At 71.4% G+C, this 14,485-nt stretch carries 12 protein-coding genes and 1 pseudogene; all 13 read right to left on the reverse strand.

The genetic code is table 11. The features are described from left to right. Positions 1-119: 119 nt before the first annotated feature. Positions 120-311, reverse strand: coding sequence for a hypothetical protein (locus AC5WRT_RS05655; RefSeq protein WP_496096066.1), 192 nt, complete (start codon positions 309-311; stop codon positions 120-122). A 197-nt stretch (positions 312-508) separates the two neighbouring features. Beyond that, positions 509-1,108, reverse strand: coding sequence for a hypothetical protein (locus AC5WRT_RS05660; protein ID WP_496096067.1), 600 nt, complete (start codon positions 1,106-1,108; stop codon positions 509-511). Between the two features lie 54 nt (positions 1,109-1,162). Continuing rightward, positions 1,163-1,717 carry a GNAT family N-acetyltransferase gene (locus AC5WRT_RS05665; protein ID WP_496096068.1) on the reverse strand — a complete coding sequence of 185 codons (555 nt, stop codon included), beginning with the start codon at positions 1,715-1,717 and terminating at the stop codon, positions 1,163-1,165. After that, positions 1,695-3,926: an MMPL family transporter gene (locus AC5WRT_RS05670; protein ID WP_496096069.1), complete on the reverse strand. Its 2,232-nt coding sequence runs from the start codon at positions 3,924-3,926 to the stop codon at positions 1,695-1,697. The genes AC5WRT_RS05665 and AC5WRT_RS05670 overlap by 23 nt, the downstream gene beginning before the upstream one ends. Positions 3,927-4,194: 268 nt before the next feature. Next, entirely contained in the window at positions 4,195-5,709 is a 1,515-nt protein-coding gene (gene gatB, locus AC5WRT_RS05675) for an Asp-tRNA(Asn)/Glu-tRNA(Gln) amidotransferase subunit GatB (RefSeq protein ID WP_496096070.1), read from the reverse strand. A gap of 16 nt (positions 5,710-5,725) precedes the next feature. Beyond that, the gene (locus tag AC5WRT_RS05680; RefSeq protein WP_330337665.1) at positions 5,726-5,965 is read right to left on the reverse strand and encodes a hypothetical protein; all 240 of its coding nucleotides are present in this window, start codon (positions 5,963-5,965) and stop codon (positions 5,726-5,728) included. Next, entirely contained in the window at positions 5,962-7,461 is a 1,500-nt protein-coding gene (gatA, locus tag AC5WRT_RS05685) for an Asp-tRNA(Asn)/Glu-tRNA(Gln) amidotransferase subunit GatA (RefSeq protein ID WP_496096071.1), read from the reverse strand. The genes AC5WRT_RS05680 and gatA overlap by 4 nt, the downstream gene beginning before the upstream one ends. Positions 7,462-7,466: 5 nt before the next feature. After that, positions 7,467-7,763 (reverse strand): Asp-tRNA(Asn)/Glu-tRNA(Gln) amidotransferase subunit GatC, encoded by a 297-nt coding sequence (gatC, locus tag AC5WRT_RS05690; protein WP_004925108.1) that lies wholly within the window; start codon positions 7,761-7,763, stop codon positions 7,467-7,469. 92 nt (positions 7,764-7,855) lie between these two features. Then, positions 7,856-8,350, reverse strand: coding sequence for a cupin domain-containing protein (locus AC5WRT_RS05695; RefSeq protein WP_496096072.1), 495 nt, complete (start codon positions 8,348-8,350; stop codon positions 7,856-7,858). A gap of 33 nt (positions 8,351-8,383) precedes the next feature. Continuing rightward, positions 8,384-8,635, reverse strand: a pseudogene (locus AC5WRT_RS05700) (DUF4267 domain-containing protein); the annotation flags it as partial. 91 nt (positions 8,636-8,726) lie between these two features. Next, the gene (locus AC5WRT_RS05705) at positions 8,727-11,000 is read right to left on the reverse strand and encodes a putative bifunctional diguanylate cyclase/phosphodiesterase (protein ID WP_496096073.1); all 2,274 of its coding nucleotides are present in this window, start codon (positions 10,998-11,000) and stop codon (positions 8,727-8,729) included. A gap of 259 nt (positions 11,001-11,259) precedes the next feature. Next, positions 11,260-13,455, reverse strand: coding sequence for an NAD-dependent DNA ligase LigA (ligA, locus tag AC5WRT_RS05710; RefSeq protein ID WP_496096074.1), 2,196 nt, complete (start codon positions 13,453-13,455; stop codon positions 11,260-11,262). Between the two features lie 15 nt (positions 13,456-13,470). After that, complete coding sequence (locus AC5WRT_RS05715) at positions 13,471-14,478, reverse strand: methionine synthase (RefSeq protein WP_496096075.1); 1,008 nt, start codon at positions 14,476-14,478, stop codon at positions 13,471-13,473. Between the last annotated feature and the right edge of the window lie 7 nt (positions 14,479-14,485).

Here is a 14,485-nt window from a genome sequence, read left to right on the forward strand (position 1 = left end):
GGACGGCCGGGGCGTACGACCGGGACGGGTGGTCGTACGCCCCTGCTCCGGGCGGTCCGGAAGGCGGCCGGCCCCCGTACGGCCACCGTCCGTCCCGGCCGCCTCCGTCGCTCCGGTGGTCACGCGGTGCGCGGGAGCCGGTGCCGACGGGGCCGGCCGGTATGGGACTCGGCCGCCGCGCCGTCCAGGCCGGCCGAACCCGCGCGGCGGGCGGCGCGGTGCGCCCGGGCGGCCGCGCGGGCAAGTCGTGCCTGCTCGGCCTCGCGGATCAGCTCGGCGGAGCGCATCTTGTGGTACTCGAACTCCATCATGACGTGTCCTTCGAGGAGAGCCGGTGTGGTGCGTCGCGTTCTGCGACGCCTCCACCTTCGTCTCCCAGGGGGGTGCGCCACATCGGGAGAGTTCCGCATCTCCGGGCGGCGGACGGGCCGCACGCGCGCGTAAGGGGCCTCAGGGAGTCCGTAAGGCACTCACGGATTCCCTGAGGCCCCTGGGACCTGCGCCTTCGTCAGCTTGTGGAGGGCAGGGCGAGCAGGGCGTCGGAGTACTTCAGGACCGCCAGCAGCAGCCCGACGACACCGAGCGAGACGCCGCCCCAGGCGACCGACTTGATCCAGTGGTCCTGCGGGCGCCCCGGAGTGCCGAAGGCCGGCCGGGCCAGCACCACGACACCGGTGAGCAACGCGGCCAGCGCGAACAGGCCGGCCCACAGGGCGGTGCTGTGCCAGGCGTTGCCGTACACCGCGTTGATCTGGGTGGCGACGCTCGCGGTGGAGGAGGTCCGCAGCTGACCCACGAGCTGTTCGCGGGCGCCTGCGACGGTGCCGATCCAGCCACCGCTGAGCGAGACGAAGCCCAGCGCGGCGGAGACGACGGCACCGGCGCCCTGACCGACCCCGGAAGGCACTTTCTCCCGCGCGGCCTCCTTCTCGGCCGTCTCCTCCTCGGCCTCGGCGGTCACGTCCTCGACGGCGTCCGCCCGACCGGAGCCGTCCTCACGGGCCTGCGCCCGCGCGGTCTCCTCCTCGGTGCCGGCGGCCTCCACCGCCGTGTCGTCGTCCTGCGCCTCGGTGCCGGCCGCGGCGCCTTCCTCTGTCTTCGTAGCCATGCCCGGCACCGTACGGACCCTGTCTGAGAGGCCCCTTAATGATCCTCGTGCGCGCTACGCGTGTGCCGCACTCCACTCGGGAGCGAGCAGCGACCAGACCTCGGTGCTGGTGCGCACGCCCCGGTGCGGGTGGTTCTCGCGGAGCACACCCTCACGGGTCATGCCGAGACGGCGGCCCACGTTGGTGCTGGGCTCGTTGGCGGCGGACACGTGCCACTCCACGCGATGCATTCCGCGCTCCTCGAAGGCCCAGTCCAGCAGCACCGGCATGCCCCGTGTGACCAGCCCGCGCCCGGTCGCCGCGGGCTCCAGCCGGCAGCCCACCCGGCACACGCCGCTCGCGGTGTCCCACACCCGGAACAGCAGGCCGCCGACCAGCCTGCCGTCCAGCCAGATGCCGTGCAGGCTGCCGGCGTCGACGGCGCGCCGGTCGGCGTACGACCGGATCCAGGCGCGGGCGCCGGCCAGGTCGGCCACCACGTCCGGCATCCCGATGTGCCGTCCGATGAACTCCCGTCCCCGGTCGATGTGGGCGAGCACCTCCTCGGCGTGCCACACCTCCACGGGCCGCAGTTCGGCGCCGTCGTCACCCAGGGATGTCGCGTACATCGCGCTGATCGTCCCTCCGCAGGTCCTCCACCGTGACGCCCGCGAGCCTCTCATGCGCGGCACGGCACTCGGGCGGCTCGATGCTGAGACGCGGCAGGCGGCGCTCGAGCCAGGCGGGCAGCCACCAGTTGGCGGCGCCCAGCAGATGCATCAGCGCGGGTACGAGGAGGGTGCGCAGGACGAAGGCGTCGAGGGCGACGGCGGAGGCGAGCGCGATGCCGAACATCGCGATCACACGGTCGCCGCTGAGCACGAAGGCGAGGAAGACCGAGATCATGATGATCGCCGCGGAGTTGATGACCCGGCTGGTCTCGGCGAGGCCCACGCGGACGGCGCGCCGGTTGTCGCCGGTCTCCAGCCACTCCTCGTAGATCCGGCTGACCAGGAAGACCTGGTAGTCCATGGACAGGCCGAAGAGCACCGAGACCATGATCACGGGCAGGAAGGGCTCGATGGGGCCGGCCCGGCCGAGGCCGAGCAGTTCGCTGCCCCAGCCCCACTGGAAGACGGCGACGACGATCCCGAACGCGGCGGCCACGGCGGCGATGTTCATCACCGCGGCCTTCAGCGGGATGCCGAGCGAGCGGAACGCGACGAGCAGCAGAAGACAGCCGAGCCCGATGACCGCACCCACGAACAGCGGCAGCTTGGAGACGATCACGGCCGCGAAGTCGTCATAGCCGGCGGTGACCCCGCCGACCTGGATGTGCAGGGAGGTGCCGGTCTCGGCGCGCGGCAGCACCTCGGTGCGCAGCCGGTGCACGAGGTCGCTGGTCTGCTGCGACTGCGGCGCCGAGGTCGGGACGACGGTGAGGTAGGCGGTGGTGCCGCCGGTGTCGAAGATGGCCGGGGTGACGGAGGCGACGCCCCGGGTGGCGCGCAGGGCCGTGTCGAGGTTGTCCAGGGCCAGCCTGCCGTCGGCGCCGTCCACCCGGGTGACCAGGGTGAGCGGTCCGTTCACCCCGGGTCCGAAGCCCTCGGCGAGCAGGTCGTAGGCCTTGCGGGTGGTGGAGGTGCTGGGATCGTTGCCCTGGTCGGAGGTGCCGAGGTGCAGGGAGAAGGTCGGCAGGGCCAGCACGGCGATGACGACCACGGCGAGCGAGCCGAGCAGCTTGGGGCGCCGCTCGACCAGCGCCGACCAGCGGGCGGCGAGACCGGTGGGCAGCTCCGGGCGCGGCCCGTGCTCGGCGAGCCGGCGCCGCTCGCGGCGGCTGAGGGCCCATGGGCCGATGTACGACAGCAGGGCGGGCAGCAGGGTGACCGAGGCCGCGACCGTGAGCACCACCGTCAGCGAGGCGGCCACCGCGACCCCGTTGAGGAAGCTCAGCCGCAGGATCAGCATCCCCATCAGCGCGATGCACACCGTCGCGCCCGCGAACACGACCGCGCGTCCGGTGGTGGCGACGGAGTTCACGGCGGCCTCGGTGACGTCCAGGCCGCGTTTGAGTCCGCGCCGGTGTCTGGTCACGATGAACAGCGCGTAGTCGATGCCGACGCCGAGGCCGATGAGCATGCCGAGCATGGGCGCGAAGTCGGCGACCGACATGGCGTGCCCGAGCAGCCCGATGCCGGAGTAGGCGGTGCCGACGCCCACCAGCGCGGTGGCGATGGGCAGGGCGGAGGCGGCGAGCGAGCCGAAGGCGACGAACAGCACGACGGCGGCGACGAGGACCCCGACCACCTCGGCGGTGTGCTCGCGCGGGGACGCGGTGAGTCCGATGGCGCTGCCGCCCAGCTCGACCTGGAGCCCGTGGCCCTCGGCGGCCTTGGCGGTGCGCACCACGGCCTCCGCCTCCCCCTTGCCGATGTGCTCGGCCTCCTGAGTGAAGGTGACGGTCGCGTAGGCGGTGTGGCCGTCGTCGCTGATCCGGTGCGCGCCCTGGCGGCCGTAGGGGCCGTCCACCGAGGCGATGCCGGGCAGCGAGGCGATCCGGTCCAGAGTGCGGGTCATGGTCTGCTCGACGCCGTCGGCGCGGACGCTGCCGGCGTCGGTGTGCCAGACGACGGTGTCGTTGTCCCCGCCCAGGCCCGGGAAGCCCTCCTTGAGCAGCTGTGTCGCGCGGCCGGCCTCGGTGCCGGGAACGTCATAGGCGTTCGAGTACGACGAACCGGCCACGGCGGCGCCCACGGTGACCCCGCCGAAGGCGAGGAGCCACAGCAGCACGACGATCAGCCGATGCCGGACACACCAACGCGCGAGGTCTGCCACGGACGAGCTCCCAGAAGTGCGATTTGTTGATCTTTGACAGGGAATGATCGTCCATGAACTGAACAGCCCGCAAAGAACGCATGTGCAATCACAGAACACTCTTGCAGGTGAACGTGATCGTTTGATGTGTTCGTGGGCTTATTCACAGCGGTGGGAGAGACATCACAGGACAGACCCGTGAACTCTGTCGCCCTCCCGAGAGACTTGGGACATGCGTACGGCCCCGGAGGGCGCGCCTCCGGGGCCGTACGAACGGGACGACGAGGTCTCAGCCCTCGCTCACGCCCAGCTTCTGAAGGATCAGCTCCTTCACGCGGGCGGCGTCGGCCTGACCCCGTGTTGCCTTCATGACCGCGCCGACCAGGGCTCCGGCCGCGGCCACCTTGCCGCCGCGGATCTTGTCAGCGATGCCCGGGTTGCCGGCGATGGCCTCGTCGACGGCGGCGGTCAGCGCGCCCTCGTCGGAGACGACCTTCAGACCCCGCTTGTCGACGACCTCGTCCGGGGTGCCCTCGCCCGCGAGGACGCCCTCGATGACCTGGCGGGCCAGCTTGTCGTTCAGGTCGCCCTTCGTGACCAGCTCGGTGACCCGGGCCACCTGCGCCGGGGTGATCGGCAGCTCGTCCAGCGCCTTGCCGGACTCGTTGGCGCTGCGCGCCAGTTCACCCATCCACCACTTGCGGGCGGAGGCGGCGTCGGCACCGGCCTCGATCGTGGCGACGATCGGATCCAGCGCACCGGCGTTGAGGATCGCCTGCATGTCGGTGGCGGAGACGCCCCACTCCTCACGCAGCCGGTTGCGGCGCACCAGCGGCAGCTCGGGAAGCGCCGCCCGGATCCCCTCGACCCACTCGCGGGAGGGCGCGACCGGGACCAGGTCGGGCTCCGGGAAGTACCGGTAGTCCTCGGCCTCCTCCTTCGTACGGCCGGAGGTGGTGGAGCCGGTGTCCTCGTGGAAGTGGCGGGTCTCCTGGACGACCGCGCCTCCGCCGTTCAGCACGGCGGCGTGCCGCATGACCTCGAAGCGCACCGCTCGCTCCACCGAACGCAGCGAGTTGACGTTCTTGGTCTCGGACCGGGTGCCGAACTTGTCGGCGCCCTTGGGCATCAGCGACAGGTTCACGTCGCAGCGCATCTGGCCCATCTCCATGCGGGCCTCGGACACGCCGAGGGCCCGGATGACCTCGCGCAGCTCACGCACGTACGCCTTGGCGACCTCGGGGGCGCGCTCGCCGGCGCCGACGATCGGCTTGGTGACGATCTCGATCAGCGGGATGCCGGCGCGGTTGTAGTCCAGCAGGGAGTGGGACGCGCCGTGGATACGGCCGGTCGCGCCGCCCACGTGGGTGGACTTGCCGGTGTCCTCCTCCATGTGGGCGCGCTCGATGTCCACGCGGAAGGTCTCTCCGTCCTCCAGCTGCACGTCGAGGTAGCCGTTGAAGGCGATCGGCTCGTCGTACTGGGAGGTCTGGAAGTTCTTCGGCATGTCCGGATAGAAGTAGTTCTTCCGGGCGAAGCGGCACCACTCGGCGATCTCGCAGTTCAGCGCGAGACCGATCCTGATCGCCGACTCGACGCCGGTCTTGTTCATGACCGGGAGCGCGCCGGGCAGGCCGAGGCAGACGGGGCAGGTCTGGGTGTTCGGCTCGGCGCCGAGCGCCGTCGAACAGCCGCAGAACATCTTGGTCTTGGTGCCGAGTTCGACATGGACCTCGAGGCCCATGACGGGGTCGTACGACGCCAGCGCGTCCTCGTACGACACCAGGTCGGTCGTGGTGGTCACGGTGAAAACTTCCCTCTCAGCCCAGCAGGACGTCGTCGTCGCCCAGCCGCTTCAGTTCGCGGCAGAGGATCGCGAGGCCGGTCACGATCGCCACGGCGGACACCGTGGCGTCGATCAGCCGCAGCGTGTCGTGTTCGGCGCGGGCCTTCTTGATCTGCTTGGCGACACCGATCGCGCCGAACGCGGTGGTGGCCATGGACAGGTACGTACCGGACTTGGACTTCTTGAAGTCCTTGGCCTTCGACAGCTTGCTCACAGCGACGGTGCCTCCTCCAGGAGCGGGTGACCCCACTTTTCCACGAAGGCGGCCTCGACGGCGGCGCCCACCTTGTACAGACGGTCGTCCTGCATCGCGGGGGCGATGATCTGCAGGCCCACCGGGAGGTTGTCCTCGGGGGCGAGACCGCAGGGCAGGGACATGGCCGCGTTGCCCGCCAGGTTGGTCGGGATGGTGCACAGGTCCGCGAGGTACATCGCCATCGGGTCGTCGGCACGCTCGCCGATCGCGAAGGCGGTGGTCGGGGTCGTCGGCGAGACGATGACGTCGACCTGCTCGAAGGCCTTCTCGAAGTCACGCGTGATGAGCGTGCGGACCTTCTGCGCGGAGCCGTAGTACGCGTCGTAGTAGCCGCTCGACAGGGCGTACGTGCCGAGCATGATGCGCCGCTTGACCTCGGGGCCGAAGCCGGCCTCACGGGTGAGGGAGGTGACCTCCTCGGCGGAGTGCGTGCCGTCGTCGCCGGTGCGCAGGCCGTAGCGCAGGCCGTCGAAGCGGGCGAGGTTGGAGGAGCACTCGGACGGCGCGATCAGGTAGTACGCCGACAGGGCGAGGTCGAAGGACGGGCAGTCCAGCTCGACGATCTCGGCGCCCAGCTTCTTCAACAGCTCGACCGACTCGTCGAAGCGCTGGATGACACCGGCCTGGTAGCCCTCGCCGCGGAACTGCTTGACCACGCCGACGCGCATACCCGCGACGCTGCCGTTGCGGGCCGCCTCGACGACCGGCGGGACCGCGGCGTCGATGGAGGTGGAGTCCAGCGGGTCGTGCCCGGCGATGGCCTCGTGCAGCAGGGCCGCGTCCAGGACCGTACGGGCACAGGGGCCGCCCTGGTCGAGGGAGGAGGAGAAGGCGACCATGCCGTACCGGGAGACCGCGCCGTAGGTCGGCTTCACGCCGACGGTGCCGGTGACGGCGGCCGGCTGGCGGATGGAGCCGCCGGTGTCGGTGCCGATGGCGAGCGGGGCCTCGAAGGCGGCGAGCGCGGCGGAGGAGCCGCCGCCGGAGCCGCCGGGGATCTTGGTGAGGTCCCACGGGTTGCCGGTGGGGCCGTAGGCGCTGTTCTCGGTGGAGGACCCCATGGCGAACTCGTCCATGTTGGTCTTGCCGAGGATGACGACGTCGGCGGCCTTCAGCCTGCGCGTGACGGTCGCGTCGTACGGCGGGATCCAGCCTTCCAGGATCTTCGAGCCGACGGTCGTGGGCACGCCCTCGGTGGTGAAGATGTCCTTGAGCGCGAGCGGGACGCCGGCGAGGGGACCGAGCTTCTCCCCTCGCGCCCGCTTCTCGTCGACGGAGCGCGCCTGGGCGAGGGCGCCCTCGCGGTCGACGTGCAGGAAGGCGTGCACCTTCTCGTCGACGGCCCCGATCCGGGCGAGGTGGGCCTCGGTGACCTCGACGGCCGTCAGCTCGCCGGAGGCGATCCTCTCGGCGATCTGCGCGGCCGTGAGCTTGATGATGTTGCTGTCCGTCATGGCGGTCACTCCTCCCCCAGGATCTGCGGCACCTTGAAACGCTGCTGCTCCTGGGCGGGGGCGCCGGAGAGCGCCTGCTCGGGGGTGAGCGAGGGACGGACCTCGTCCGGGCGCATGACGTTCGTCAGCGGGAGCGGGTGCGAGGTCGGCGGTACGTCTTGGTCGGCGACCTCGCTGACGCGGGCGACCGCGCCGATGATGTCGTCGAGCTGTCCCGCGAAGTGGTCGAGTTCTTCGGGCTTCAGCTCCAGACGCGCCAGCCGAGCGAGGTGGGCGACCTCCTCGCGCGTGATGCCAGGCATGCAGCGATCCTCTGGGGTGAGTGTGTGTGGTTTGGCCTCAATCCTATGGGGCGGGGCGGGGTGGCCGTGAAACGGTTTCCCCGCCCCGCCCGTCAGGCCCGGCGCGTCTCCCAGGCCTCGCTGCGCAGGAAGTGGTTGTCGTACAGGTCCTGGACTTCCAGGATGCTCTCCGAAGTGGCCTCGCCCAGGCGGATGCGCTGCAGGTGGCGGAAGTACTCGAAGCGCTCGACGCCGGGTGTGATGACGATGAGCAGATCGGCGTCGGCCCCCGGTACGGCCGCGAAGGCGTGCGGCTTGCCGGGCGGGACGACGACGAGGTCGCCGGCTCCGGCGGTGACGACGTCCTCACCGGAGAGGATGTCGGCGGCGCCGTCGAGCAGGAAGAACATCTCGGCGGAGTTGTCGTGCCAGTGCGGCTTGGCGCCGTCGGCGCCGGCCCTGAGAGTGACGCGCTGGGTGGACAGGGCGCCGCCGGTGGCGCTGCTGTCGGCCAGCAGGCGGACGGTGGCGGGTGCGCCGCCGACGACTTCGGCCTCGGCCTCGCGGACGATCACGGACTCTTCGAACTTCGGCACGAACAGTGACATGGCTGGGGTCCCCCTTGAGCCCTCGAGTGGTGGTCAGACCGCGAAGAGCAGTCCGGCGCTGATCAGTACGACGATCGCCGTGGCGAGGTGGATCCCGAACGCGACCCTCTTCGCCCCGCCGTGGCGCAGGACCATCAGGGTGTCCAGGAACGGGACGAGTGCCACGCAGACCATGGACCACGCCTGGGCTCGGGCCCCGGCGGCGGCCAGCAGGACCAGGCCCAGCACCCCGAAGGTGCCGTCCCTCAACCCCTTGATCGACAGATGGGGTGCACGTCGTGCCCCGAAGAGGTCCGGGGGAAGTGCACCGCGGGTCGCCCTGCGGCGAGGCCGGAGGGGCAGACGGGCAGGCGGGGCAGGCGGTTGGGAGGTGGGACTACTCGGCCGCCGGCAGAGCCGCCCGCGGCCTCTGCCAGCCCCGGGACCCCCGCGCCCGCAACCATGCCGTCGTCTCCTCGGGCGGCATCGCCGCGGCGACCAGCCACCCCTGCACGGCGTCACATCCGAGATCCCGCAACCGCTCCCACGTCTCGTCGTCCTCCACCCCTTCGGCGACGACGAGAAGCCCCAGCGAATGCGCGAGATCCACCGTGCACCGCACGATCTCCGCGTCCTCCGCGTCGACCGCCAGCCGTGCCACGAACGACCGGTCGATCTTCAGCTCGCTCACCGGCAGCCGCCGCAGATGCACCAGCGACGAGTACCCGGTGCCGAAGTCGTCCAGGGACATCTTCACCCCGTGCCCGGTCAGCGCGGCGAGGGTGTCCGCGGCCCGCTGCGGATCCTCCAGCAGTACATGCTCGGTGATCTCCAGCTGCAGGGCCCCCGCGGGGACCCCGTGCCGGGCCAGCCGCGCGGCGACCGAGCCCGCGAAGCCGGGCGTGTGGACGTCACGCGGGGAGACGTTGACGGCGACCGGGACCCGCAGCCCCTGCGCGCGCCACCGGGCGACCTGCCCGAGCGCCGTCTCCAGCACGTACTCGGTGAGATGGGGCATCAGCCCGGACGACTCGGCGATCGCGATGAACTCGTCCGGCGGAACCTTCCCGCGCTCGGGATGCACCCAGCGGACCAGCGCCTCCAGACCGGCGACCTGGCCGTCGAAGCGGACCTTGGGCTGGTAGTGCAGCTGCACCTCGTGCGCGTCCAGCGCCCGGCGCAGATCCCCGAGGAGGCCGAGCCGGTCCGGGGTGTTGGAGTCCCGCTTGGACTCGTACACCTCGACGCCCGTACGGTCCCTCTTCGCCTGGTACATCGCCACGTCGGCGCGCCGCAGCAGCCCTTCGGCGTCGAGTGCGTGGTCGGGGAAGACGGCGACTCCGGCGCTCGCCTCCAGGACGAGGGTGAGCCCGTCGAGGTCGAGCGGCGAGCTGAGCGCGGCGACCAGGCCGCGGGCGATGCGGGTGGCGGAGGTCGTGGAGTCGGCGACGGGCAGTAAGACGGCGAACTCGTCTCCGCCGAGCCGCGCGGCCTCCGCTCCGCGCGGCAGCGCGAGCCGCAGCCGGTCGGCGATCTGGAGCAGCAGTCGGTCGCCGGCGAGATGACCGAGGGTGTCGTTCACCGACCGGAAACGGTCGAGGTCGATCAGCATGAGGGCGGAACGGGCGCCGATGCGTTCGGCGTCGTCGAGGGCCGTCCAGATCCGCTCCAGCAGCCACTGCCGGTTGGGCAGTCCGGTCAGCGGGTCGCGCAGCTGTTCCTCGGCACGCGCGCGTGCCATCCACAGGGTGGAGTCCAGCGCGATGAGGGGGATGGCGAACAGCGGGAGCAGGATCGGCCGGGCGACGGCGACGACACACAGCAGCGGTGCGATGCCGAGCAGCGCGACGGCGACCAGGCCGTGTCGGACCACGGCGGTGCGGGCCACGGTGGGCACTGCGCCGCCGGGCGGGACGTGCAGGTACCACTGCAGGCCGCGGCTGACGGCGAGGTAGGCGACCGCGGCGAGGACGATCTCGAGCGCGGTGGCGGCGCTCCAGCTGTCCGGACGCCACGGCGTCTCGACGCTCGGAACGCGGCCGAACGCGCCGAGCAACAGCGCGCCGGCGCCGATGCCGAGGATGTCGACCGCGCCGTGCAGCACTCCTTGCCGCCAGTGGTGGCGCCGGGCTATCCCGACCAGAACGACGACGGTGAGGCTGACCATGCCGGCGGGCACCCAGCCATACAGCAGCAGCACGGCGAGGGTGAGGGCGGCGCCGGAGCCGGTGCCGCCCCACCAGCGGGCGCGGCCCAGCATGACGAGGTGACCGACGATGACACCGGTGAGCAGGGCCAGCGACCAGCCGGCGGTGCCGCTCGGGAACAGGGCGTGGTGACCGCTGAAGGCGCGGTAGAAACCTGCGCCGAGGACGAGCGCGGCGGCGGCCACGGCGACCGCGGGCAGGCTGGGCCGGCGCGGGTGCCGTTCGGGACCGGCGTCGGTCAGGCCAGGGGCGGGCTCGAGGGCCAGGGGTATGGGCGGGTGGGCGTCGGCGGCGATCCGCGGTCCGGCCGTGCGGGCCTCACCGGGCGTATGCCCGTGGGCCCGCGCCGTCCAACGAGTCCCCGTCGTCCATCGGGTCCCGACCCATCGGGTCGTCCGCCCTGTGCCCGCGCGACGGCGCAGGCGCAGCCGTGAGTCCGGGGCGACACTCTCGGTCGGTTCCATTCCCGTCCCTCTCACAGCCGGCGGTGCCCACGCCACGCGGCCCGATGTCCGACAGCCATCAGCAGCTCCGCGTTGAAGAACCCTTCCCCGCACACCGGAAGCGCACGGGGATGCCCCAACCGCAGCCGGGCACGGCAGGTGCACATCTCAACAGTAGGCCGCGGAAGGCTTCCACGGGCACCGGTCGTCGACGGTTGCCCGAATGCGCCCGGGCCACCCGTATGCAACTGATATGCGCCGATCGGGTGGCCTTCAACCGCTACTCCTCGGTCGGAAGCGCGACTTCGGCCGCCGCTTCGGGGCCCTGCTCCAAGAGGACACCGAAACCGTCCTCGTTCAGCACCGGAACCTTCAATTGCATGGCTTTGTCGTACTTCGATCCCGGGTTGTCACCCACGACGACGAACGAGGTCTTCTTCGACACCGATCCGGTCACTTTCGCGCCCCGGCTCTGCAGCGCCTCCTTGGCGCCGTCCCGCGTGTGGTTCTCCAGGGTGCCGGTGACGACGACCGTGAGTCCCTCCAGCGGGCGCGGGCCCTCGTCCTCGCCGGTCGAGGCGTCCTCCAGCGGGACTCCGGCGGCCTTCCACTTGCGGAGGATCTCGCGGTGCCAGTCCTCGGCGAACCACTCCTTGAGCGCGGCGGCGATGATCGGGCCGACGCCGTCGGTGGTCGCCAGCTCCTCCTGCGTGGCCTGTTCGATGCGGTCGATGGAGCGGAACTCACGGGCGAGGGCCTGCGCGGCGACCGGTCCGACGTGCCGGATGGACAGGCCGTTCAGGAACCGGGCCAGCGGGCGCTGTTTGGCAGCCTCGACGTTCTCCAGCAGGGCGAGGGTGTTCTTCTTCGGCTCCCCCTTCTGGTTGGCGAAGACCGTGACCACCTTCTCCTCGCCCGTCTTGGGGTCCCGCTTGGGCAGACCGCTGTCCGGGTCCAGGACATAGGCCTTGATGGGCAGCAGCTTCTCCACCGTCAGGTCGAACAGGTCGCCCTCGTCGACCAGCGGCGGATCGGCCGGCTCCAGCGGGCGGGTGAGCGCGGCGGCGGCCACCGCGCCGAAGTGCTCGATGTCCAGGCACTCGCGGCCCGCTAGGTACGACACCCGCTCGCGCAACTGGGCAGGACAGGTACGGGCGTTGGGGCAGCGCAGATCGACGTCGCCCTCCTTCATGGGCCTGAGCGGGGTGCCGCACTCGGGGCACTCGCTCGGCATCACGAACTCCCGCTCGCTGCCGTCCCTGAGGTCGACCACCGGGCCGAGGATCTCCGGGATGACGTCACCTGCCTTGCGCAGCACGACCGTGTCGCCGATGAGGACGCCCTTGGCCTTGACGACCTCCTGGTTGTGCAGCGTGGCGAACTCCACCTCGCTGCCCGCCACCGTGATCGGCTCGACCTGGGCGTACGGCGTGACCCGGCCGGTGCGGCCGACCCCCACCTTGATGTCGACGAGCTTGGTGTTGACCTCTTCCGGCGCGTACTTGTAGGCGATCGCCCAGCGCGGCGCACGCGCGGTGGAGCCGAGGCGGCCCTGGAGGCGGATCTCGTCCAGCTTGACGACCACGCCGTCGATCTCGTGCTCCACGGAGTGGCGGTTCTCGCCGTAGTGGGCGATGAACTCGCGTACGCCGTCGAGGTCGTCGACCACGCGGTTGTGCGGGGAGGTGGGCAGGCCCCAGGTCTTCAGCAGGTCGTAGGCCTGGGAGAGGCGGGTCAGGCCGGTGAAGCCCGCCAGGGCGCCGATGCCGTGGACCACCATGTGCAGCGGGCGGGTCGCGGTGACCCGGGGGTCCTTCTGGCGCAACGAACCGGCGGCGGCGTTGCGGGGGTTGGCGAACGGCTTGTCACCGGCGGCGACCAGGCGTTCGTTCAGCTCGAGGAACTTCTCCATCGGGAAGTAGACCTCGCCGCGGATCTCGACCAGGTCGGGCACCTTGTCGCCCCCCAGCCGGTCCGGGATCTCCGCGATCGTGCGGACGTTCGGAGTGATGTCCTCGCCGGTGCGGCCGTCGCCACGCGTCGCCGCGCGCGTGAGGCGGCCCTTCTCGTAGGTGAGGTTGACGGCGAGGCCGTCCACCTTCAGCTCGCACAGGAAGTGGTATTCCTGGTCGCCGAGTTCGCGCGCGACGCGCTCGGTCCAGGCGGCCAGTTCCTCGTCGTTGAAGGTGTTGTCGAGCGACAGCATCCGCTGGCGGTGCTCGACCGCGGTGAACTCCGTCTCGTACGCCCCCGCGACCTTCTGGGTGGGCGAGTCCGGGGTACGCAGCTCCGGATACTGCTCCTCCAGGGCCTCCAGGGTCTTCAGGAGCTTGTCGAACTCGGCGTCGCTGATGACGGGAGCGTCCTTCACGTAGTACCGGAAGCGGTGCTCCTCGATCTGCTCAGCGAGCTGCGCGTGCCTGTCACGTGCCTCGGCGGGCACTGCCGTCTCCGCCTGCTGCTTGTCGCCGGCCACCGTGTTGTCCTCCCGTTACTCAGGGTTGTCCGCGAGGGTTCTCGCCGCCCGGACGCAGTGGGCGAGCGCCTGGCGTGCGTAGGTGGGGGAAGCGCCCGCCAGACCGCACGCCGGGGTGACCGTGACCGCCTCGGCGAGCAGTCCCGGATGCAGGCCCAGCCTGCGCCACAGCGTCCTGACACCCATGACGCTACCGGCAGGGTCTGACATTGGGCCGTCCGTGCCCGCGACGACGCCGGCGAACAGGCGCGTCCCGCCTTCGGCGGCTTCCCCGATCGCCTCGTCGTCACGTTCCGTGAGTAGCGAGAAGTCGAAGGAGACACCGGCCGCGCCGGCCCGCCGCAGCAGTGCGAAGGGCACCTCGGGGGCGCAGGAGTGGACGATCACCGGCCCGCCGCCGTGGGCTCCGACGACGTCCCGCAGGGTGGCCTCCACGATCTGCCGGTCGACGGCGCGGTGCGTGCGGTAGCCGCTGGCGGTACGGACCTGTCCGCGCAGCACGGCGGTGAGGGAGGGTTCGTCGAGCTGCAGCACGAGCCGGGCGCCCGGGACCCGGCGCCGTACCTCGGCGAGGTGCAGCCGCAGCCCCTCGGCGAGGGAGGCGGCGAGGTCGCGGCAGGCACCGGGGTCGGAGAGGGCGGCCTCGCCGTTCTTCAGCTCCAGCGCGGCGGCCAGCGTCCACGGCCCGACCGCCTGCACCTTCAGGTCGCCCCCGAACCCCTGGGTGAACTCCTCCAGGGCGTCCAGGTCCTCGCCCAGCCAGGACCGCGCCCGCTTGGTGTCCCGCCCCGGCCGGTCCCCGATGCGCCAGCCACTGGGCTCGACGCGCGCGTACAGCTCGACGAGCATCCCCGCGGTACGGCCGACCATGTCGGCGCCGGGCCCGCGCGCGGGCAGCTCCGGCAGAAAGGGGAAGTCCTCGAAGCTCCCGGTGACTGTCCTGGCGGCTTCCCTCGCGTCGACACCGGGCATGGACCCGACACCGGTGGCGCCCGGGAAGGTGAACTGGCTCTTCTCACTCACCACGGCA

This window comes from Streptomyces sp. NTD91 (genome assembly GCF_059510455.1).

Bases quoted from the DNA above. Each gene is read 5' to 3' on its own strand.
- AC5WRT_RS05655 (WP_496096066.1), bottom strand. From the start codon at position 311: ATGATGGAGTTCGAGTACCACAAGATGCGCTCCGCCGAGCTGATCCGC.
- AC5WRT_RS05660 (WP_496096067.1), bottom strand. From the start codon at position 1,108: ATGGCTACGAAGACAGAGGAAGGCGCCGCGGCCGGCACCGAGGCGCAG.
- AC5WRT_RS05665 (WP_496096068.1), bottom strand. From the start codon at position 1,717: ATGTACGCGACATCCCTGGGTGACGACGGCGCCGAACTGCGGCCCGTG.
- gatA (WP_496096071.1), bottom strand. From the start codon at position 7,461: ATGACGGACAGCAACATCATCAAGCTCACGGCCGCGCAGATCGCCGAG.
- gatC (WP_004925108.1), bottom strand. From the start codon at position 7,763: ATGCCTGGCATCACGCGCGAGGAGGTCGCCCACCTCGCTCGGCTGGCG.
- AC5WRT_RS05695 (WP_496096072.1), bottom strand. From the start codon at position 8,350: ATGTCACTGTTCGTGCCGAAGTTCGAAGAGTCCGTGATCGTCCGCGAG.
- AC5WRT_RS05705 (WP_496096073.1), bottom strand. From the start codon at position 11,000: ATGGAACCGACCGAGAGTGTCGCCCCGGACTCACGGCTGCGCCTGCGC.